Origin of the sequence: Amycolatopsis sp. cg9 (genome assembly GCF_041346945.1) — a bacterium.
Classification (GTDB): Bacteria; Actinomycetota; Actinomycetes; order Mycobacteriales; family Pseudonocardiaceae; genus Amycolatopsis.
Genome location: NZ_CP166850.1, coordinates 940236 through 959004, shown reverse-complemented (window position 1 = coordinate 959004; position 18769 = coordinate 940236). Strand labels below are relative to the sequence as shown.

18 protein-coding genes are annotated in these 18769 nt (G+C 72.4%); 8 read left to right on the top strand and 10 right to left on the bottom strand.

Annotation, left to right across the window (positions count from 1 at the left end; translation table 11 throughout):
• Positions 1-66: 66 nt before the first annotated feature.
• A complete protein-coding gene (locus tag AB5J73_RS04130; RefSeq protein ID WP_370968290.1) occupies positions 67-588 on the bottom strand; it encodes an ArsR/SmtB family transcription factor in 522 nt (173 codons plus the stop codon).
• Between AB5J73_RS04130 and AB5J73_RS04125 the strand changes: the two genes are divergently transcribed.
• Positions 492-1031: an aldo/keto reductase gene (locus AB5J73_RS04125; RefSeq protein ID WP_370968287.1), complete on the top strand. Its 540-nt coding sequence runs from the start codon at positions 492-494 to the stop codon at positions 1029-1031. The genes AB5J73_RS04130 and AB5J73_RS04125 overlap by 97 nt on opposite strands.
• On the opposite strand, the gene pqqB is transcribed toward AB5J73_RS04125, so the two are convergent.
• The 6 genes from pqqB to AB5J73_RS04095 form a co-directional block, all read right to left on the bottom strand.
• Positions 928-1755 (bottom strand): pyrroloquinoline quinone biosynthesis protein PqqB, encoded by an 828-nt coding sequence (gene pqqB / locus AB5J73_RS04120; RefSeq protein ID WP_370968285.1) that lies wholly within the window; start codon positions 1753-1755, stop codon positions 928-930. The genes AB5J73_RS04125 and pqqB overlap by 104 nt on opposite strands.
• Positions 1752-2816, bottom strand: a complete 1065-nt coding sequence (pqqE, locus tag AB5J73_RS04115) for a pyrroloquinoline quinone biosynthesis protein PqqE (RefSeq protein ID WP_370968282.1) — start codon at positions 2814-2816, stop codon at positions 1752-1754. Before pqqE ends, pqqB begins: the two co-directional genes overlap by 4 nt.
• A complete protein-coding gene (gene pqqD / locus AB5J73_RS04110) occupies positions 2807-3073 on the bottom strand; it encodes a pyrroloquinoline quinone biosynthesis peptide chaperone PqqD (RefSeq protein ID WP_370968280.1) in 267 nt (88 codons plus the stop codon). The genes pqqE and pqqD overlap by 10 nt, the downstream gene beginning before the upstream one ends.
• On the bottom strand, positions 3070-3759 hold the full coding sequence (gene pqqC / locus AB5J73_RS04105; protein ID WP_370968278.1) for a pyrroloquinoline-quinone synthase PqqC: 690 nt from the start codon (positions 3757-3759) through the stop codon (positions 3070-3072). Before pqqC ends, pqqD begins: the two co-directional genes overlap by 4 nt.
• 1 nt (position 3760) lies before the next feature.
• Positions 3761-3847, bottom strand: a complete 87-nt coding sequence (gene pqqA, locus AB5J73_RS04100) for a pyrroloquinoline quinone precursor peptide PqqA (RefSeq protein WP_086864059.1) — start codon at positions 3845-3847, stop codon at positions 3761-3763.
• 126 nt (positions 3848-3973) lie between these two features.
• Positions 3974-5338, bottom strand: coding sequence for a wax ester/triacylglycerol synthase family O-acyltransferase (locus AB5J73_RS04095; RefSeq protein WP_370968276.1), 1365 nt, complete (start codon positions 5336-5338; stop codon positions 3974-3976).
• An 80-nt stretch (positions 5339-5418) separates the two neighbouring features.
• Here AB5J73_RS04095 and AB5J73_RS04090 point away from each other — a divergent pair, with 80 nt between their 5' ends.
• The 6 genes from AB5J73_RS04090 to AB5J73_RS04065 are packed head-to-tail and all read left to right on the top strand — an operon-like array spanning position 5419 to position 13460.
• Positions 5419-6597 carry an NAD(P)/FAD-dependent oxidoreductase gene (locus tag AB5J73_RS04090; RefSeq protein ID WP_370968274.1) on the top strand — a complete coding sequence of 393 codons (1179 nt, stop codon included), beginning with the start codon at positions 5419-5421 and terminating at the stop codon, positions 6595-6597.
• 44 nt (positions 6598-6641) lie between these two features.
• A complete protein-coding gene (locus AB5J73_RS04085) occupies positions 6642-8264 on the top strand; it encodes a thiamine pyrophosphate-binding protein (RefSeq protein ID WP_370968272.1) in 1623 nt (540 codons plus the stop codon).
• Positions 8261-10294 (top strand): hydantoinase/oxoprolinase family protein, encoded by a 2034-nt coding sequence (locus AB5J73_RS04080; RefSeq protein ID WP_370968270.1) that lies wholly within the window; start codon positions 8261-8263, stop codon positions 10292-10294. The genes AB5J73_RS04085 and AB5J73_RS04080 overlap by 4 nt, the downstream gene beginning before the upstream one ends.
• Positions 10291-11991 (top strand): hydantoinase B/oxoprolinase family protein, encoded by a 1701-nt coding sequence (locus AB5J73_RS04075; protein WP_370968268.1) that lies wholly within the window; start codon positions 10291-10293, stop codon positions 11989-11991. Before AB5J73_RS04080 ends, AB5J73_RS04075 begins: the two co-directional genes overlap by 4 nt.
• A 1-nt stretch (position 11992) precedes the next feature.
• The gene (locus AB5J73_RS04070) at positions 11993-12778 is read left to right on the top strand and encodes an SDR family NAD(P)-dependent oxidoreductase (RefSeq protein WP_370968266.1); all 786 of its coding nucleotides are present in this window, start codon (positions 11993-11995) and stop codon (positions 12776-12778) included.
• 4 nt (positions 12779-12782) lie between these two features.
• A complete protein-coding gene (locus AB5J73_RS04065) occupies positions 12783-13460 on the top strand; it encodes a GntR family transcriptional regulator (RefSeq protein WP_370968264.1) in 678 nt (225 codons plus the stop codon).
• Here the strand turns inward: AB5J73_RS04065 and AB5J73_RS04060 are convergent.
• Positions 13415-13669, bottom strand: coding sequence for a hypothetical protein (locus AB5J73_RS04060; RefSeq protein WP_370968262.1), 255 nt, complete (start codon positions 13667-13669; stop codon positions 13415-13417). The genes AB5J73_RS04065 and AB5J73_RS04060 overlap by 46 nt on opposite strands.
• A gap of 85 nt (positions 13670-13754) precedes the next feature.
• On the opposite strand from AB5J73_RS04060, the gene AB5J73_RS04055 reads away from it, so the two are divergent.
• Positions 13755-14741 (top strand): winged helix-turn-helix domain-containing protein, encoded by a 987-nt coding sequence (locus tag AB5J73_RS04055; protein ID WP_370968260.1) that lies wholly within the window; start codon positions 13755-13757, stop codon positions 14739-14741.
• Here the strand turns inward: AB5J73_RS04055 and AB5J73_RS04050 are convergent.
• On the bottom strand, positions 14731-16650 hold the full coding sequence (locus AB5J73_RS04050) for an NPCBM/NEW2 domain-containing protein (protein WP_370968258.1): 1920 nt from the start codon (positions 16648-16650) through the stop codon (positions 14731-14733). The two genes, AB5J73_RS04055 and AB5J73_RS04050, sit on opposite strands and share 11 nt — an antisense overlap.
• Before the next feature lie 127 nt (positions 16651-16777).
• Positions 16778-18730: an NPCBM/NEW2 domain-containing protein gene (locus AB5J73_RS04045; protein WP_370968256.1), complete on the bottom strand. Its 1953-nt coding sequence runs from the start codon at positions 18728-18730 to the stop codon at positions 16778-16780.
• Positions 18731-18769: the final 39 nt, after the last annotated feature.

The following is an 18769-nucleotide window of genomic DNA, read 5'->3' as shown; positions in this document are numbered from 1 at the left end:
GTCGGGTGCGGGACGGTCCGGGGAGTTTCGCGAGCGGCTCCGGGGAACCGGGGAAGGCGAGCGCGCTCATCGCGGTTCCGTCGAACCGTCGGTCAGCTCGAACAGGGCGACGCTGGCGCTGACCCGGACCGTCCCCGGCGTCCGGGGTGGCTGGGCCGCGTCGTGCAGCTCCTGGCTCAGCTCCGTCGCCTGCTTCAGCAGCCGCGTCCACACCTCCGGGGCCACCCACAGTTCGGCGTCGGTCAAGGACGCCGGGCGGCTCGCCGCGCGCGAATCGGCGCGGCGCACCAGCTCCGCCGCGATCGCTTTCGTCAGCAATCGCTCTTCGCCCGGGTCGCGGCTCGTGAGCCGCTTGCCCGACTCCGGGTGGTGCCGGTAGCGCTTCGCGCGGCCGCCGCGGATGTGGACTTCCTCGGCCACCTCCAGCAGGCCCGCGTCGTGGAGGCGGCGGAGGTGGTAGCTGGTGTTCGCCTGCGTCTCGCCGAGCTCGCGTGCGGCTTCGGCGGCGCTCATCGCCGTGCCCGTCAGGAGCGACAGGATGCGCATGCGGAGCGGGTGGGCCAGTACCCGGAGGTGGTCGTGCGGCATGGAGACAGTCTGGCACGACTGTCAAAGAGTTATTTGGGGGTTTATTCCTGGGGCGCAGCGGCCTCGAAGTGCCGAAGGTCGCCTTCGGCACCTGGCAGCTGGGCGGCGACTGGGGCGCGTTCGACGAGGACACCGCGATCGCGGCGATCCACCACGCGCGCGACCTCGGCGTGAACTTCTTCGACGCCGGGAAGATCCGGCACGTCGGCGTCTCGAACTACACGTCGAGGCGAGGATCGCCGCCGCCGACATCGTGCTGGCGTCGGATGGCTTGGCCGAGATCGACCGGATCGCCGCCGATGCCGTCCAGGTGGCCGGGGCCGCTCCCGGAGGCATCGCCTAGAGCGAAAACTCCGTGCCGTCCGGGGGCAGCAGGGCGCCCGCGGCGAGCACGGCGGCGTGCTCGGCGGACGCCGGGTCCAGCACCGGGTTCGTGTTGTTGAGGTGGGTGAACGCCCAGGGCCGCCCGGCGATCCGGGCCAGGCTCGCGGTGATCGGCAGGTGCCCCATCGCGAGCTGGTCCGGTCCGCCGACCCCGGCCATCTCGTCCGGCGCGTAGAACGTCCCGTCCAGCAGTACGAGGTCCGCGTCCGCGACGAACGCGTCGAACCCGGCGGGCCAGCTCTTCAGGCACGGCGCGTACACCAGCACGCCGCCGGTCGCGAGGTCCTCGATCCGGTAGGCGACCACCCACGGCCCGGCCTCGGCGGAGGACACGTACTTCGGTTTCTTGTCGCTCACCGGCAGCGTCCGGACCCGCAGTCCCGGCAGGTCCGCCGGGGACGACCAGGTCCAGCCCCCGTAGCCGTCGACGATCTCGCGGAACGGCGTCAGCGCCCGCAGCACCGCGTCCGGCGCCCACACCGGGAGCCCGCCCGCCTCGCGGAGCATCAGCAGGCCGAGCGAATGGTCGAGTTCGGCGTCGGTGAGCAGCACCCCGCGCAACGGGATGTCCCGCGGACCCGGTCCGGCGCGCAGCGCGGCCGTCCCGAGGATCTGCGCCCGGATGTCCGGCGAGCAGTTGAGCAGCAACCAGCCGGCGCCGTCCGCGCTGACCGCGACGCAGTCCTGCGTCCGCGGCGGCAGCCCGGCCGTGCAGAGGCGGCACGCGCAGTTCCACTGCGGACAGCCGCCACCCGCCGCGGTGCCGAGCAGGATCACCCTCACCGGCGCATCACCAGGCCGGCGACCGGAGGGCGGGCGAGCACCAGGTCGACGACGTCCCGCCGCGGCGACCGCGAGCACACCGGATCGGTCGCCGCCGCGTCGCCGGTGAGCAGGAACGCCTGGCAGCGGCAGCCGCCGAAGTCGAGCTCGCGGCGGTCGCACGTGCGGCACGGCTCGGTCATCCAGTCCTCGCCGCGGTAGGCGTTGAACGACTCCGAGCGGTACCAGATGTCGGCCAGCGGGGTGTCCCGCACCGAGGACAACCGCAGCGTCGTGATCGCAGACGCGGCCGGGCAGGGCAGCACGGTGCCGTCCGGCGCGACGGTCAGCTGCCGCGCGCCCCAGCCGTGCATGCACGGCTTCGGGTACGGCTCGTGGTAGTCCGCGACGACGTAGACGATCTCCATCGCGCCGCGCAACCGCGTGACGGCCGCGCGCACGATCGGCTCTGCGACGGCGAGCTGCTCCGGCGTGGGCATCAGCGCGTCGCGGTTGCGCAGCGCCCAGCCGTAGTACTGGGTGTTCGCCAGCTCCAGGCGGTCCGCGCCCATCCGCTCGGCCAGGTCGATGATGCCGGCGACCTGGTCGTGGTTGCGCCGGTGCAGGACGACGTTGAGCGAGAGCGGTAGCCCGGCGGCCTTGACCGCCGCGGCCGCGGCGAGCTTGTGGTCGAACGCCCGCGCACCGGCGAGTTCGTCGGCACGGTCCCGTATCGACCCTTGCGCCGACAGCTGGACGTGCGCCAGCCCGCGCTCGACGAGACCGGACAGCCGCGCGGACGTCAGCCCGAGCCCGGAGGTGACCAGGTTGACGTAGCAGCCGAGCGAACTCGCGTGCGCCACCAGCTCCGGCAGGTCCGGCCGGAGCAGGGGCTCACCGCCGGACAGGTGCACCTGCAGCACGCCCAGCTCGCGCGCCTGGGACAGCACCGACAGCCAGTCCGCGGTGGACAGTTCGGCGTCCCGCTTGGTCAGCTCCAGCGGGTTGGAGCAATAAGGACAGTGCAGCGGGCAGCGGTGGGTCAGTTCGGCCAGCAGGCCCAGCGGCGGTGTCACGTCCATGCGACGACCCGCCGTTCGCCCAGCCGCGCCAGCACGTCGAGGACGTCCTGCGCGCGGACGCCGGTGTAGCGCCGCTCCAGCACCGCGGTGATGTCGGTGACGCTGCGGGCGCCGTCGCAGAGTTCGAGGACCGCGGCCGCGGTCGCGTTCGGCACCAGGACGCCCTCCGGGAACAGCAGCACGTGCGTCTCCCGGACGTGGTCGAAGGACAATCGGACACCCCGCCGGAGCTGCGGCACCGATCCCGCCGTGATCACCGCGCCGCCCGCTCGACGGCGTCCAGCACGGACCACAGGACGTCGCACTTGAACGACAGCGCGGCGATCGCCCGGTCCTGCTGTTCGCGCGTCACGCAGTGGCGGACGACGATGTCGAGCGTGTCCTTGCCTTCGCCGGCGACCTTGTCGATGCGGTTGGTGAAGTACGCGAGGTCTGCCGGCGCGATCCACGGGTAGTGCGCGAGCATGTCCGCGACGCGCTGCCGCATCAGGTGGCCGGCGAACATCTCCGTCAGTCCGGAAGCGACCGCCTCCCACCACGGTTTCGTGCGCGCGAAAGTCACGTACGCGTCGACGGCGAACCGGACTCCGGGGGCGACGTGGCGCTCGTCGAGCACCTCTTCGCGGTCGAGGCCGACCGCTTCGCAGAGCCGCAGCCAGCGTTCGGTGCCGCTGCTGCCGGCGCTCGTCCCGTCGTGGTAGACGATCCGGTCGAGCCACTGGCGCCGGATCTCCGGCAGCGGGCAGTTGCTGATGATCGCCGCGTCCTTCTGCGGCAGCACCTGCTGGTAGTACCACCGGTTCGCGGCCCAGAGCCGCAGTTCGTGCGCGTCGAGCTCGCCCGCGTGCAGCCGGTGGTGGAACGGGTGCGTGCCCCAGTACCGGTGCGAAAGACCGCGCAGGGCCGCGATGAACGCGCTTTCCGCGAGCGGCTCGACGGGCACGTCAGTCCGCCATGCGAGCCGCGTAGGCGGTGACCTCCATGGGGGTTTCGTATTCGACGAAGTCGGGAGTCGTCCACACCTCGGTCATTTCCTGCTCCTCTCCCGGGAACTGATCGCCGTCACGGTAAGAGCGCGGCGAGCCGGCTGACCAGGGTTTGGCCGCGGAGTTCGGAAAGTTTCCTTCCGATGGCGCAGTGCGGTGCCGATCAGCGGGCTACCGGACCGCCGCTTCCAGTTCGACGAGCGCCGTGTCGAGGTGCGTCAGGATCCGCTGCAGGTGCGGGACGCTGCGGCGGCAGCCCGTCACGCCGAAGTCGAGATTGTCGCCGTTGCTGGTCAGCGTGATGTTCACGGCCTGGCCGTCGAGCAGCACCGACGCCGGGTAGATGCCGTCGAGCTGCGCGCCGTTCCAGTACATCTGCTTGCGCGGACCGGGCACGTTCGAGATCACCAGGTTGAACGGCGGGCGCGTGTTGTTGACGATGCCCGGGATCGGCGAGACGCCGAGCTGCGCGACGTTGACCGCGGATAACAACAGCGTCTGCAACGGCGTCAGTTCCGAGAACAGCCGCTTGCCGTTGCGCATCGACTGGTGGATCGTGACGAGCCGCTTGCCCGCGTCCGGCAGGTCGGTGGCGAGGTTGCACAGCAGTGCGCCGATGTTGTTGCCCGCCGCTTCGCCGGGGTCGTTCTGGCGGCGCAGCGACACCGGCACCATCGCGACGAGCGGCGCGTCCGGCAGTGCGCGCTGCTCGATGAGGTAGTCCCGCAGCGCGCCCGAGCACATCGCGAGCACGACGTCGTTGCGCGACACCCCGCCCGCGGTGGCGACCTTCCGGACGCGCTCCAGCGACCACGACTGGGCCGCGAACCGCCGCGCGCCGCCGATCGGCACGTTGAACATCGTGCGCGGCGCCTGTCCGGGCAGCGTTAACGTGTGTTCACCGAACGCTTCGCGCGCCACCTTCATCGCGGCCGGCGCCAGGCTCGCGAGCTGGTTGGCGGTCCTGCCCGCGGTCTGGAGGAAGGACCGCGGGCGCTTGACGCGGCCTTCGCCGGGCTTGCGCCGGCTGCCCCACCACGGCGGGCAATCCAGGTCCGCCGGGTCGTCCGAGAGCGTGCCCTGCAGCTGACGCAGCGCCGAGACGCCGTCCATCAGCGCGTGGTGGACCTTGGTGTAGACGGCGAACCGGCCGTCGGCGAGGCCCTCGATGAGGTGGGTCTCCCAGAGCGGCCGGTGCCGGTCGAGCAGAGTGCTGTGCCAGCGGCTGGTGAGTTCCAGCAGTTCGCGGACGCGGCCCGGCTGCGGCAGCGCGGAGTGCCGGAAGTGGTAGTCGAGTTCGAGGTCGGCGTCGGTGGACCAGGCCACGTGCCCCATCGTGTTGACGGGACGGGCCGGGCGGCGCCGGAACACCGAGCGCATGTTGTCGGATTCGAGCAGGTTCCGGCGGACGTCGCGCAGGTAGTCCGGGCCGGCGCCGTCGGGTTTCTTGAACAGCTGCAGACCGCCCACGTGCATCGGATGCTCGCGCGTTTCGACGAGGAGGAACATCGAGTCGGTCACGGGCATCATCGCCATGGGACATCACCTTCCGCACTCGGCAGGCCGACTCTACGCGCTCGGCCGCCGTGGGTGGATCACGTTCTACATTGGCGAGTATGACCTTCCGCGGGCCTGGGGAAACGTCCTTGCCACCGATGGCCGAGTGCGTCGTGATCGGCGGCGGTGTGATCGGGGTGAGCTGCGCGTTCCGCTTGGCGGAAGCCGGCGTCGACGTCCTGCTCCTGGAGCGCGGCGGGCTCGGCGAGGGTTCGACGGCGAAGGCCGCGGGCGGCATCCGGTCGTCGTTCACCAGCCGTGTGAACGTCGAGCTCGGCCTGCGCGGGCTAGCCGCGTACAGCGCTTTCTCGCGCGACTTCGGCGTCGAGATCGACTTCCGCCGGGACGGCTACCTGTACCTGCTCACCGACCCCGCGGACGTGACCGCAATCGGACATTGCGCGGAGTTGCAGCGGGAGTACGGCGTCCGCAGCCACCTGCTGGACCCCGCGGAAGCGAAGGCGGTGCTCCCGCTGCTCGAGACGGACGGGATCCTGGCGGCGCTCTGGTCTCCGGACGACGCGAAAGCGACTCCGGACGCCGTTGTCCAGGGGTATGCGCGCGCCGCGCGGGCGTGCGGTGCGGAGCTGCGGACCGGCGTCGAGGTGATCGGCATCGAACGGGACGGTGCCGTCCTGACCGGTGTCCGCACGACCGCGGGGTTCGTCCGGACCGGCGCGGTGGTCTGCGCGGCGGGTGCGTGGTCGGGCCGGGTGGGGGAGCTGGCCGGTCTGGACCTGCCGGTTCGGCCGTTCCGGCGGCAGGTCGTGTTCACCGGGCCGGTGCCCGGGCTGCCGGAATCGCTCCCGCTGACCATCGAGCTGCCGTCGGCGTTCTACTTCCACCGCGAAGGTGCAGGTCTGGCGATGTCCGTTTGCGAGGACGACGGCTTCCCCGGGTTCGACACGCGCTACGAGGCGGGCGAGTGGCTGCCCAAGCTGGCCGAGGTCGCGGGCCGCAGGATCCCGGCCGTACTGGACGCGGGGATCCGCGCGGCCTGGGCCGGCTTGTACGAAGTCACGCCGGACCGCAACCAGATCGTGGGGGAAAGCGTCCTGCTGTCGCGGTTCCTCTACGCGACCGGTTTTTCCGGGCACGGCTTCCAGATGGGCCCGGCGGCCGGCGAGCTGGTCCGGGACCTCTACCTGGGTCTGCCGACGTCGGTGGACATCGCGGAGCTGGACGTGCGGCGGTTCGAGAACGCCGATACCGCACCGGCGGAGCACAACATCGTCTAGGGGTCGATTGCCAGATCGTTCAACGATCTGGCAGTATCCGCGACGTGGCTGTGAGTGGTGCTCGGGAGCTGGTGGACGCGCTGGAAGCGCTCGGGACGGAGATCGTCTTCGGCCTCCCGGGCGTGCACAACCTGCCGTTGTGGGAGGCGCTGTCCGAGACCCGCATCAAGCTCGTCGGGGTGCGGCACGAACAGACCGCGGGCTACGCCGCCGACGGGTACGCGCGCGCGACCGGGAAGCTCGGCGTCGCCCTCGTGACCACCGGGCCGGGCGCCGCGAACACCCTCGGCGCGGTCGGCGAAGCGATGGCTTCCGCGGCTCCGGTGCTGGTCGTCGCCACCGACATCCCGTCGACGCTGCGGCGGCCTGGCGTCGTCCGCGGTGTGCTGCACGAGACCTCGGACCAGCAGGCCATGTTCGCGCCGGTGACCAAGGGCGGCTTCACGGTGCGGGCCGCCGACCAGATCGGCACCACCGTGCACCGCGCGGCGCGGCTCGCGCTGCAGCCGCAGAGCGGGCCCGTCTACCTCGGCGTGCCGACCGACTACCTGCGCGAGACCGTCCCGCACCGGCGTCCGCCCGCGCCGCACCGCAAGCCGGACGTCGACGTTCCGGACCTCGCGCGGGCCGAGGCGATGCTGTCCGACGCGCGGCAGCCGCTGATCTGGGCCGGGGGCGGCGCGCTGCGCTCCGGGGCGGGCGACGCGATCGGGGCGCTCGCGGAGAAGCTCGCCGCGCCGGTGATCACCACCTTCGCCGCCCGCGGGCTGCTGCCGCTGGACCACCCGTGCCTGGCGCCGAACCCGGTGCACACGCCGGAGGTCGGCGAGCTGTGGGACGAGGCCGACGTCGTGCTCGCCATCGGCACCGACTTCGACGGGCTGATGACGCAGAACTGGCGGATGCCGAAGCCGCCCAAGCTGATCGCGGTCAACGTCGACGCCGACGACGCCGCCAAGAACTACGCGCCGGACCTGACGCTGGTCGGCGACGCGCGGTCGATCGTCGAACGGCTGCTGCCGAAGCAGCGGCCGGGGCTCGGGGACATCACCCTGCGGCTGGCCGGCATCGGCCGCCGCGTGCGCCAGCGGATCCGCGACGAAGAACCGCAGGCGTACGACTTCCTGTCCACTTTGGACGAGGTGCTGCCCACCGACGCCGTGCTGGTGTCCGACATGTGCGTCGCCGGGTACTGGGTCGGCGGCTTCCACCGCGTGCGGGCGCCGCGCAAGCTCGCCTACCCGATGGGCTGGGGCACCCTCGGGTACGGCTTCCCGGCGTCGCTCGGCGCGGCGGCGGCCGGCACCGGGCGGGCCATCTGCATCACCGGCGACGGCGGGTTCCTCTACGGCTGCGGCGACCTCGCGACGCTCGCGCAGGAACAGCTGCCGGTCACCGTGGTGCTCGTCGACGACGGCGGCTACGGGATGTTGCGCTACGACCAGGACCGCGAGGGCGTGCCGCACCGCGGGGTCGACTGGGACAGTCCGGACTTCGTCGGGCTCGCGCGGTCCTTCGGCGTGCACGCCGACCGCGTGTCCGGCTTCGGGCGGGCGTTCCGGCGGCTGCTCGGCGAGTTCGTCGAGTCCGACGAGCCGAACGTGCTGGTGGTGAAGGCCAAGCTGAAGCCGCCGCTGAACACGTCGCCGCGGTGGTACCGGACATGAGGCTCGGCGTCGACATCGGTGGCACGTTCACCGACCTGTGCGCGGTGGACGACGCCGGCATCGCCGCCGTCGGCAAGGTCCTGACCACACACGACGAGCCCGCGCGCGCGGTCGAGGAGGGGCTGGCCGCGCTGCTCGCGGACGCCGGGATCGCCGCTTCCGACGTGACGCAGGTGGTGCACGGGACGACGCTGGTGACCAACGCGCTGATCGAGCGCACGGGCTCGCGGACGGCGCTGCTCGCCACCGCCGGCTTCCGCGACGTCCTGGAGATGCGCCGCGAGCACCGCTACGAGCTGTACGACCTGCACCTCGAACTGCCCGCGCCGCTGGTCCCGCGGCACCTGCGCTTCGACGTTCCGGAGCGGATCCTCGCGGACGGAACCGTCCGGACCGCGCTCGACGAGGCTTACGTTGTAAGGCTCGGGCGGGAACTGGCGGACCGCGGGATCGAAGCCGTCGCGGTCTGCTTCCTGCACGCGTTCACGAACCCGGCGCACGAACGGCGGGTGGCGGAGCTCCTCGCCGAGGTCGCACCCTCGCTCAGGGTCGCGCTCTCCTCCGACGTCGTCCCCGAGATCCGCGAGTTCGAGCGCGCGTCGACGACGGTCGCGAACGTCTACGTCCAGGACCTCACCGAGCGCTACCTGCGCGACCTCGAACGCCGCTTGCGGCGGCTCGGGATCGCCGGGGCGCCGCACATCATGCTGTCCAACGGCGGGCTGGCGACCGTCGACACCGCGGCCCGGCACCCGATCCGGATCCTGGAGTCCGGGCCGGCGGGCGGGGCGCTCGCCGCGGCCGCGGTCGGTCCGGCCGACCTGCTGGCTTTCGACATGGGCGGCACGACGGCGAAGCTGTGCCTGATCGCGGGCGGCGCGCCGCTGGTCACGCACCAGTTCGAGGTGGACCGCAAGTACCGGCTGCTGCCCGGCTCCGGGCTGCCGGTGCAGGTGCCGGTCACGGACATGATCGAGATCGGCGTCGGCGGCGGGTCGATCGCGCGCATCGACGCGCTGGGGCTGCTGACCGCCGGGCCCGACTCGGCGGGGTCCGAGCCCGGCCCCGTCTGCTACGGCCGCGGCGGTACCGAGCCCACGGTCACCGACGCCGACCTGGTGCTCGGCTACCTCGACCCGGGCTACTTCCTCGGCGGCGGCATGCGCCTGGACGCCGAGGGCGCGAGAGCGGTGCTCCGGGACAAGATCGCCGATCCGCTCGGGGTGAGCGTCGAAGAGGCCGCCTGGGGCATCCACACCAGCGTCAACGAGGACATGGCCAACGCCGCGCGCGTGCACGCCGTCGAGCGCGGGCACGACCCCGCGAAGCTGCCGATGTACACCTTCGGCGGCGCGGGCCCGGTGCACGGCGCCGGTGTCGCGCGGGCGCTCGGGGCGCCGTCGGTCGTCGCGCCGCCCGCCGCCGGGGTGCTGAGTGCGGCCGGGTTCCTCACCGCGCCGCTGGCGTTCGACTTCGTGCGCTCGGCCCGCGCGGCCGTGCACGACCTCGCGTGGGAGCAGGTCGACGCGCTGTTCGCCGAGATGGAGGCCGAGGGCGAAGCGCTGCTGGCGAAGTCCGGGGTCGCCGACGTGACGCACCGCCGGGTCGCCGAGATGCGCTACGCCGGGCAGGGCTACGAAATCCGCGTCCCCGTGTCCGGCGGCCGCTGGCCCGAGGCCCTGATCGGCGAGTTCACCCGGACCTACCGCGAGCTCTACCGGCGGACCGGTCCCGAGGTCGGCGTCGAGGTGCTGAACTGGCGGGTCGTCTCGAGCGGGCCCGCGCCGGACGTCACGCTGCGGCTGGCCGCGCGCGCCGCCGGGGGTGACGCGCGCAAGGGCACCCGCAAGGCGTACTTCCCCGCCGCCGGTGGATTTGTCGACACGGCGATCTTCGACCGGTACCTTCTGCGGCCCGGGACGCGGATCGACGGACCGGCCATCGTGGAGGAACGCGAGTCCACCGTGGTCGTCCCGCCCGGTGCGCACTGCGTCGTCCGGGACGACGCCGCGCTGGAGGTGACGGTGTGAGCGTCGACCCCATCGTGGTCGGGTTGTTCGGCAACCGGCTGCACTCGATCCTCGCCGAGCAGCAGAACGCGCTCGTCAACACGGCTTTCTCCGCCGTGGTGCGGGAATCGCTCGACCTGGCCTGCGCGGTGTTCGACTCGCGCGGCGAGATGATCGGCCAGTCCGTCGGCGGCACGCCGGGGCACATCAACGCGATGGCGACCGGCATGCACCACTTCGTCGCGGCCCACCCGCCGGAGACGCTCGAACCCGGCGACGTCCTGCTCACCAACGACCCGTGGCAGACCGCCGGGCAGATCAACGACATCACGGTGGCGACGCCGGTGTTCCGCGACGGCAGGCTGGTCGCGTGGTTCGCGTCCTGCTGCCACGCGCCCGACATCGGCGGGCGGCTGGTGTCCGCCGAAGCCCACGAAGTCTTCGAAGAGGGTCTCCGGCTGCCGATCCTGAAGTTCCTGCGCGCGGGCGAGGTCAACGCCGATCTGGAGCGGCTGATCCGGGCCAACGTGCGGACGCCGGAGGAGACCATCGGGGACCTGTACGCGCAGGTCACCGGCAACGAGGTCGGCGCGGCCAGCCTGCTGCGGCTGCTCGACGAGCTGGACCTCGACTCGCTCGACGAACCAGCCGCCGAACTCATGGACCGGTCCGAAAAGGCGCTGCGGGACGCGCTGCGCGAACTGCCGGACGGCGTCTACACCAACGAAATCGCCACCGACGGCTTCGACGACGAAGAAGTCGTCCTGCGCGTGACGGCCACTGTGGACGGCGACGAGATCCACCTCGACTTCGCGGGTTCGTCGCCGCAGAGCCGGCGCGGGATCAACGTCGTGCTGAACTACACGCGGGCGTACGCGTCCTTCGCGGTCAAGGCGGCGATCTCGCCGGAGGTGCCGCACAACGCCGGGTCGTTCCGGCCGGTGCACGTCACCGCGCCCGAAGGGTCCGTGCTGAACTGCCTGCCGCCCGCGCCGGTCGCGTCGCGCCACCTCATCGGGCACTTCCTGCCGTCGCTGCTGATCGGCGCGCTGCCCGGGGCCGCGATCGCGCCGAGCGCGGACGCGCTGTGGATGACCATCTGGCGTGGCCCCGGGTTCATGCTCAACGTCTTCCAGACCGGCGGCATGGGCGCCCGGGTGGACAAGGACGGGCTCAGCACCACGGGATTTCCCAGCGGCCTGCGGTCGACGCCGACCGAGGTCATCGAGACGATGGCGCCGCTGGTCCAGCTTTCGCGGGAGCTGCGGCCGGATTCCGGCGGCGCGGGGCGGTGGCGCGGCGGACTCGGACAGGTGACCACGATGGGGTCACGGAGCGCGGATTCCTGGAGCGTGAACGGGAACGTCGACCGCGTGCGGACCGCCGCGTCCGGAGTGGACGGCGGAACCGCGGGGACACCCGGACGGTTCGGTTTGCGCGAAGGTGCCGACCTGCCCGCGAAAAGCCGGGTGACGCTGGCGCCCGAGTCTATTGTGGACGTCACGCTGCCCGGTGGTGGCGGCCACGGGCCGCCGCGCGAACGGCCGGTGGCGGCGGTCCTCGCCGACGTCGTCGAGGGGTACGTCTCGGTGGCCGCGGCGCGCGAGGTGTACGGCGTCGCCGTGCGGTACCTCGGGCAGCCGGACGCGCTCGTCCGGCTGCCGGAGGACTACGCGGTGGACGAAGAGCAGACAGCACGACTGAGAGCGGGGAAGTGACATGGGTCGGTTGGCCGGCAAGGTGGCGGTCGTCTTCGGCGGCGCGCGGGGCATCGGCCTCGCGACGGTCAAGGAGTTCCTCGCCGAGGGCGCCGCGGTGTACGCCGCCGACATCCGCGAGCCCGCGGAAGAGATCGGCGGGTACCGGCACGCCGTGGTGGACGCCACCGACGAGGCCGCGGTGGCCGCGTTCGTCGACGGCGTTGTCGCCGAGGCGGGCCGCGTCGACGTGCTGTTCAACAACGTCGGCATCCACCTCGGCAAGCCGCTGGCCGACACGACGCTGGCCGAGTTCGACCACATCTTCGCGCTGAACGTCCGCGCCGCGTTCCTCGGCACCCGCGCCGTGCTGCCGCGCATGATCGAGCAGCGGGCCGGGAGCATCGTCACGACGTCGTCCAACGGCGGCGTGATGGGCCGCCCCGGCGACCCGGTCTACAACGCCACCAAGCACGCGCTGGTCGGGCTGATGAAGTCGGTCGCCGTCGCCCACGCGCACCAGGGCGTCCGGGCGAACACGGTGAACCCGGGCGCGATCGACACCGAACTGCTGCGCGGCACCCTCGCGTCGCCGGACGACTTCGAAACCAAGCAGCACCAGCTGGTCGCGAGCACGCCGGCCGCCCGCGTGGGCGAGGCGTGGGAGGTCGCGAAGGCGGTCGTGTTCCTGGCGAGCGACGAGTCGAAGTTCATCAACGGCGTCGTCCTGCCGATCGACGGCGCGAAGGCGGCGGGCGCCATGCCGGGCAACCGGTACAGCCTCGACTTCGACCTCGGCGTCGGGTAGTGCCATGACCGTCGATGCCTCGGGGCTGGGGAGCGAGCGGCACCTGCTGGAACGCAGCGGCACCGCCGAACGGGTCGCGGCGATCCTGCGCCAGTACATCACCGACGGTGTCTTCGCCCCCGGTGAACGCCTGTCCGAGCCGGTGATCAGCTCGGCGCTGGGAGTCTCGCGCAACACGCTGCGCGAGTCGTTCCAGCTGCTGGCCCACGAACGGCTGGCGGTGCACGAGCTGAACCGCGGGGTGTTCGTGCGCGAGCTGACCACCGAGGACATCGAGGACCTCTACGTCGTCCGCCGCGCCACCGAGTGCGGTGCCCTGCGCCGCGCCGCCGAATTGTCCACTGTGGACCTATCCGGACTGGAACGCGCGCTGGCGGACGGGCGCGCGGCGGCGGACGCCGAGGACTGGCCCGCGGTCGGCACCGCCAGCATCCACTTCCACCAGGCGCTGGCGGACCTCGCGGGGAGCGAGCGGCTGTCCGCGACGATGCGCCAGGTGCTCGCCGAGACGCGGCTGTTCTTCGTGCTCAACGAGAACACGCGGGAGTTCTACGAGCCGTTCCTCGACTGCCACGAGCGGATCCTGCGCGACCTGCGCCGCGGCCGGTTCGACGCCGCGGCGGCCGCGCTCGACCGCTACCTGCGCGACGCCGAGGCCCGGTTGCTGGAGTTGAGCTCGTAGGGGAAAGCGACGGTGACCGCGTACGGCCGGTGGAGCGCCGTGCCGCGGTAGACCCCGTCGGCGCCGGCCGAGAAGCCGAGCCGGACGACCGTGCGGACGACGGAGGACACGGCGTAACCGGCCGGCGCGGGACGAGCCTCGGCGGGTGGCGCGACGGCGAGCAGCGCGGCGGCCACGGCCGCGGCGGCGGTCACACGTCCTGGGAGCACCCGCCCACTCAACCGCGGCGGAGGGCCGGACCGGAAAGGATTCGAGCCGGTTCAAATCCGCCGCGGCCCCTGTTACCGTCGATCGGTGTTCACGCTGCGGGTCGACGTCGAGACGGTGGCCAGGACACGGTTTTCGCCTTCCCTCGCCGCGGAGTCGCTGGCCTGGCTGAAGCTCACCGCCGACGCCGGCCGCCACCCGGTGTTCGGCGATCCCGGCCCGCTCGCCCGCGCGTCGCTCGCCCACCCCGACGTCGCCCTGCTGCTGGATCTGCTGCCGCGCGCCGGCGAGGTCTACACGCCGGACCTGCTCACCCCGCAGCCGGGGACGGCGACCCGGCCCGGCGACCTGCTCGACGAGCAGATCGCGCGGATCGAAGCGACCACGCAGGACGACCTCGAGGAACAGGTCCTCGCCTACACGCAGGTCCACTGGAACCGGCCGCTGCCGATCGGGGCCCGCCGGATCGCGGAGTCGGGGTCGATGCCGCGGCGGCTGGCCGGCGGCCTCGCCCGGTTCTGGCGGGACGCGCTGTCCGAAGACTGGGGCGCCCTGCACCCGGTCGTCGACCGCGACATCGCCCACCGCGCGACGACCATCGCCACCCACGGCGTCGGCGCCGCGCTCGCGTCGTTGCACCCCACCATCGGCTGGGCCGGCGACGCGATCACCCTCGCCAAGCCGTTCGACGGCGAAGTCGACATCGCCGGCCGCGAGCTGGTCCTCGCCCCGGGCGTGCTCAGCTGGCCCGGCACGAGCATCCAGGTCGACGTGCCCGGCCAGGTCGTGCTCTGCTACCCCGCGCTCGGGATCGGCACGGGCGCGGACCGGCCGCCCGGGCGGCTCGCACCGGTGGTCGGCGCGGCCCGGGCGGCGCTGCTGGCCGACCTCGAAACCGCGCGGCCGACCGCCGAACTCGCCGCCCGGACCGGGTACAGCCCGGGCACCGTCTCCTACCACCTGAGCGCCCTGCTCCGCGCCGGGCTCGTCAGCAAGGTCCGGGACGGGCGGTACGTGCTGTACCGGCGGACCGCGCAGGCCGTCGTCCTCCTGGAAGGGGCGCTCAGCAGCTGACGTACGGCGCGATCCAGTCGGCGTACTCGCCCGCCGACCCGTCGCCGCCGTCGTCGACCGCGATGGCCAGCTGCTGCACCCCGGTGACCGGGAGCGTCAGCTTCTGCGGCTTCGCCCCGGGCCGGACGATCCCCGTCGCGTACAGCTCGCGGCCGTCGCCCAGTACCCGGAACGCCACCGTGGCCTGCGGGCTCGAGACGTCGTCGACGCCGTACTGCACCGAGAACGACTTGCAGGCGCCCCCGAGGTACAGCCGGATCACCGACGGCGCGTGCACCCCGATCCCGCTGTTCGGCTGGTAGCCGACGCCGCCGACCGACATCGCGCGCCCGTTGGCGACGCTGCCGCGTTCCACCGGGCCGGACCCGTTCTCCGAGTAGAGCCACGGCCGCGTCGACAGGTACGTCGTGCCGGCCGGTGGCGCGGTCACCAGCGGTGCCTCCGCCGACCCGGTCGCGGTGCGCGTCCCGAGCGCGCTCGTGTAGCCGCCGCTCGCGCCGACCAGCAGCTTCGCGGCCGGCGCCGCGGTCGGCCGCAGCGTGATTTCCCGCGTGACCGCGCTGCCCGGCGACACGCGCGGGACGTCGACCTGCGCGGGCCCGTCCAGCTGCCAGCCGGCGGGGACGGTGATCGCGTAGCTCGCGTCGGTGATCGGGGTGTCGCCGTCGTTGGTGAGCGTGACCGTCCCGTCGACCTGCTGCCCCGCCAGGAAGCCTTCCGGCAGCTGCACGCCCAGCGTCACCAGCGGATCGGCCGCCGACGGCTGTCCTGGCCACGCGCCGAAGAACACGCTGCTCAGCGCGGGCACGGACGCACGCAGGGTGCCGGTGCTGGTCAGTTCGGTGCCGGCCCACAGGTCGCGGACGCGGTAGGCGGGCGCCCCCGCGATGCCGGTCTCGGCGAGGTCGAACGGGATCGTCCGCGCGTACGAGCCGCGGTTGAGCAGCAGCACCGCGACCGAGCCGTCGGACATCGGCTTCGCCCAGACTTCGCCGTCGGACAGGTCGCGGACCTTGCGGCCCGGCGTGCCGGACCAGTCCTGGTCGACCGCGATCACGTCCCGGTTGGCGAGCGTGTCCAGCGGGAACGACTCGTTCGGGATGAGCGGCGCGTTCATCAGCGCCCACAGCGAAAACTCCGTCCGGCGCACCCAGGGGTCCACGAAGCTGAAGTTGAGGTAGCCGGGATCGCTCCAGCCGCCGGGACCGGTGTGCCCGGCCAGCGGGACCTGCCGGTCGATCGCGTCCATGACGACGCCGAGCGGTTCCCCGAGGTCGCTGGTCAGCTGCCACGTCTGCGCGCCGGCGCCGGGCGCCCACTCCCACTGGCGGTAGTTGTTCGAGAACGTGTCGATCATCGCGAGCAGGATCGGCCGTCCGGTGCTCTTCAGCGCGTCCCCCATTTTCTTGGCCGCCGCCGCGACGCCGTTCTCGCCGCCGCACGTGTCGTACGCGAGGTAGTCGACGCCCCAGTCCGCGAACGTCCGCGCGTCCTGCGCTTCGTGGTCGCGCGAGCCGGGCATCGCGCCGCCGCAGGTCAGCGCGCCGGTTCCGCTGTAGAGCCCGAACTTCAGGCCGTAGGCGTGCACGTACGCGATGAGGCCCGGCAGGTCCGGGTACTTCGCGGGGTCGGGCTGCAGCGTGCCGTCGGCGGCTCGCGTCTTGGCGGCCCAGCACCCGGCGATGTTGACGTAGGTGTAGCCCGCGTCGCGCAGGCCGGAGCCGACCAGCATGTCGACGGCCGCGCGGACCTTGGCGTCGTCGATCCGCGGGCACTGGTTCCAGCCGCGGGACCACGAGATCCCCATCGGCGGCGTCGCGGCGAGGACGGGCTCGTCGGCGGCCGCGGGCGCGGCGACGGCCGTGACCAGACCGAGGAACGTGAGCAGCAGGACACCGAGTCTTCGCACGGTTCCCTCCCCAGGAGTGCGGACAAGAGTTCCAGGGTGCATCGGGGACGAACCGGGCATGAGGGGAGAAGTGCCGTCCCCGGACGGGTGGCCGGGGACGGCAGGGTGGTGCGTGATTTTCCCTTGCTCAGCAGGTGATCGCGGCGTCCGCCCAGTCGGCGTGGTCGTTGGTGTTGCCGTCGCCGCCGTCGGTCACGGCCAGCTCCAGCACCTGGACGCCGGCCAGCGGAGCTTCGAGCGGCCGCGCCGCGTCGCCGGGGTGCAGGACGCCGGTGGCGGCGAGCTCCTTGCCGTCACCGAGGATGCGGAACCCCGCGCTGCCGCCCGAGTTCTCGTCGTCCAGGCCGACGAGCGCGCGAACCGACGTGCAGGCCGCGCCGACGTAGACGCGCACGCTCGACGGGGCGTGTGCACCGATCCCGTCGTCGTAGCCCACGCCGGCGATCGTGATCCGGTGCCCGTCACCCGCTTCGCTCTCGCCGTTGCTGGTCCCGCGCTCGACCGGGCCCCAGCCGTTGTCCGACGACATCCACGCGGCCTTCGACAACGCCGTCGTCCCCGTGGCCGGGCGGGTGACCAGCGGTGAGCTGCCTTCGGACGTAAGGCTGCGCTGGCCGTACAGCGTAAGGTAGCTCGCCTTCGCGGCGAGCGTGACGCGCTCACCCGTGGGCGCGACCGGCTCGAACGTGACGCTCTGCTGCCACGTCTTGCCGGGCGCCACGACCGGCACGGTGAACGCGCCGGGACCGCGCAGCCGCCAGCCCGCGGGGGTCGCGATGCTCGCGCGCAGCTGCGCGATCGGCGTGCTGCCGTCGTTGGTGACCTTCAGCGTGGTGGTCAGCGGCCGGTCGGCGGGCACGTACTCCGGGTTCGGCAGGGCGAGCGTCGTCAGCGGCGCGGCGGACGGCTTCTTCTCCGGCCGGACGCGGAACGTGGCCGACCCGTGGGCCGGAACGGCGGCGCGGACGGTGCCCGCGGTCTCGGTTTCGGTGCCGGTCCAGAGGTCGCGGACGCGGAAGCCGCGCCCGGTCAGGCCGAGCTCCTTCGCCGTCGTGCTCATCGCGGTGCTCGCGGAGCCGCGGTTGAACAGCACGACCGCGGCCGAGCCGTCGGACATCGGCTTCGCCCAGACCTCGGTGTCGCCGTCGTCGCGGATCTTGTGGCCCTGCACGCCCGCCCAGTCCTGATCGAGCGCGATGACGTCCTTGTTCTCCAGGATCGCCCGGGTGGCCGGGGTCATCGCGGGCAGGTCGTTGCCGGCCAGCAGCGGTGCGTTCAGCAGCGCCCACAACGCGAAGTGCGCGCGGTACTCGGTGTCGGTCATGCCGCCGTTGCCGACTTCGAGCATGTCCGGGTCGTTCCAGCCACCGGGCCCGCTGTACTTCTCGAGGCCGGCCTGCTGGTCGAGGATGCCGGTCAGGCTGCCCCAGTTGTCGCTGATGTCGCCGGTGGTCCGCCACAGCTGCGCGCCGGCGTCGCGGCCCCAGGTCCAGGGGTCGTTCTCGCCCCACTCGCACAGCGCGTAGATCATCGGGCGGCCGGTCTTCTTGATCGCGTCGCCCATCTTCGTGTAGCGCTCGACCGCCGGGCGGCCCTGGTTGTTGCAGTTGTCGTACTTGAGGTAGTCGACGCCCCAATCGGCGAACGACTGCGCGTCGGCCTCCTCGTGGTCGAGGGCGCCGGGCATGGTCTTCTGGCAGGTCAGGGTGCCCGCGCTGGTGTAGATGCCGAGCTTGAGGCCCTTTTCGTGGACGTAGTCGGCGAGTGCCTTGATGCCGTGCGGGAAGCGCTCGTGGTTCGGCTCGAGCCTGCCGTCGGCCGTGCGGTTCTGTTCGGCCCAGCAGTCGTCGATGTTGACGTACTGGTAGCCCGCGTCCTTCATGCCGGTCGACACGAGCGCGTCGGCGGCGCCGCGGATGAGGTTTTCGTCGATCTCGCAGCCGAACTTGTTCCAGCTGTTCCAGCCCATCGGCGGGCGTTCGCCGACGCGCTGGGCGGCGAAGTACTGGGGTTCGGCGGCCGCGGGGGTGGCTTGGGCGACCGTGACCACCGAGGTGCAGGCGGCTATCGCGGCCGCCATTCCAACAAGACGACGCATAGATCCCTCCAGGAGTGCGCA

What these genes read in the sequence shown, in the direction of transcription:
- AB5J73_RS04130 (WP_370968290.1), bottom strand. Translation starts at nt 588, where the DNA reads ATGCCGCACGACCACCTCCGGGTACTGGCCCACCCGCTCCGCATGCGC.
- pqqE (WP_370968282.1), bottom strand. Translation starts at nt 2,816, where the DNA reads ATGGACGTGACACCGCCGCTGGGCCTGCTGGCCGAACTGACCCACCGC.
- pqqA (WP_086864059.1), bottom strand. Translation starts at nt 3,847, where the DNA reads ATGACCGAGGTGTGGACGACTCCCGACTTCGTCGAATACGAAACCCCC.
- AB5J73_RS04095 (WP_370968276.1), bottom strand. Translation starts at nt 5,338, where the DNA reads ATGGCGATGATGCCCGTGACCGACTCGATGTTCCTCCTCGTCGAAACG.
- AB5J73_RS04090 (WP_370968274.1), top strand. Translation starts at nt 5,419, where the DNA reads ATGACCTTCCGCGGGCCTGGGGAAACGTCCTTGCCACCGATGGCCGAG.
- AB5J73_RS04080 (WP_370968270.1), top strand. Translation starts at nt 8,261, where the DNA reads ATGAGGCTCGGCGTCGACATCGGTGGCACGTTCACCGACCTGTGCGCG.
- AB5J73_RS04070 (WP_370968266.1), top strand. Translation starts at nt 11,993, where the DNA reads ATGGGTCGGTTGGCCGGCAAGGTGGCGGTCGTCTTCGGCGGCGCGCGG.
- AB5J73_RS04065 (WP_370968264.1), top strand. Translation starts at nt 12,783, where the DNA reads ATGACCGTCGATGCCTCGGGGCTGGGGAGCGAGCGGCACCTGCTGGAA.
- AB5J73_RS04045 (WP_370968256.1), bottom strand. Translation starts at nt 18,730, where the DNA reads ATGGCGGCCGCGATAGCCGCCTGCACCTCGGTGGTCACGGTCGCCCAA.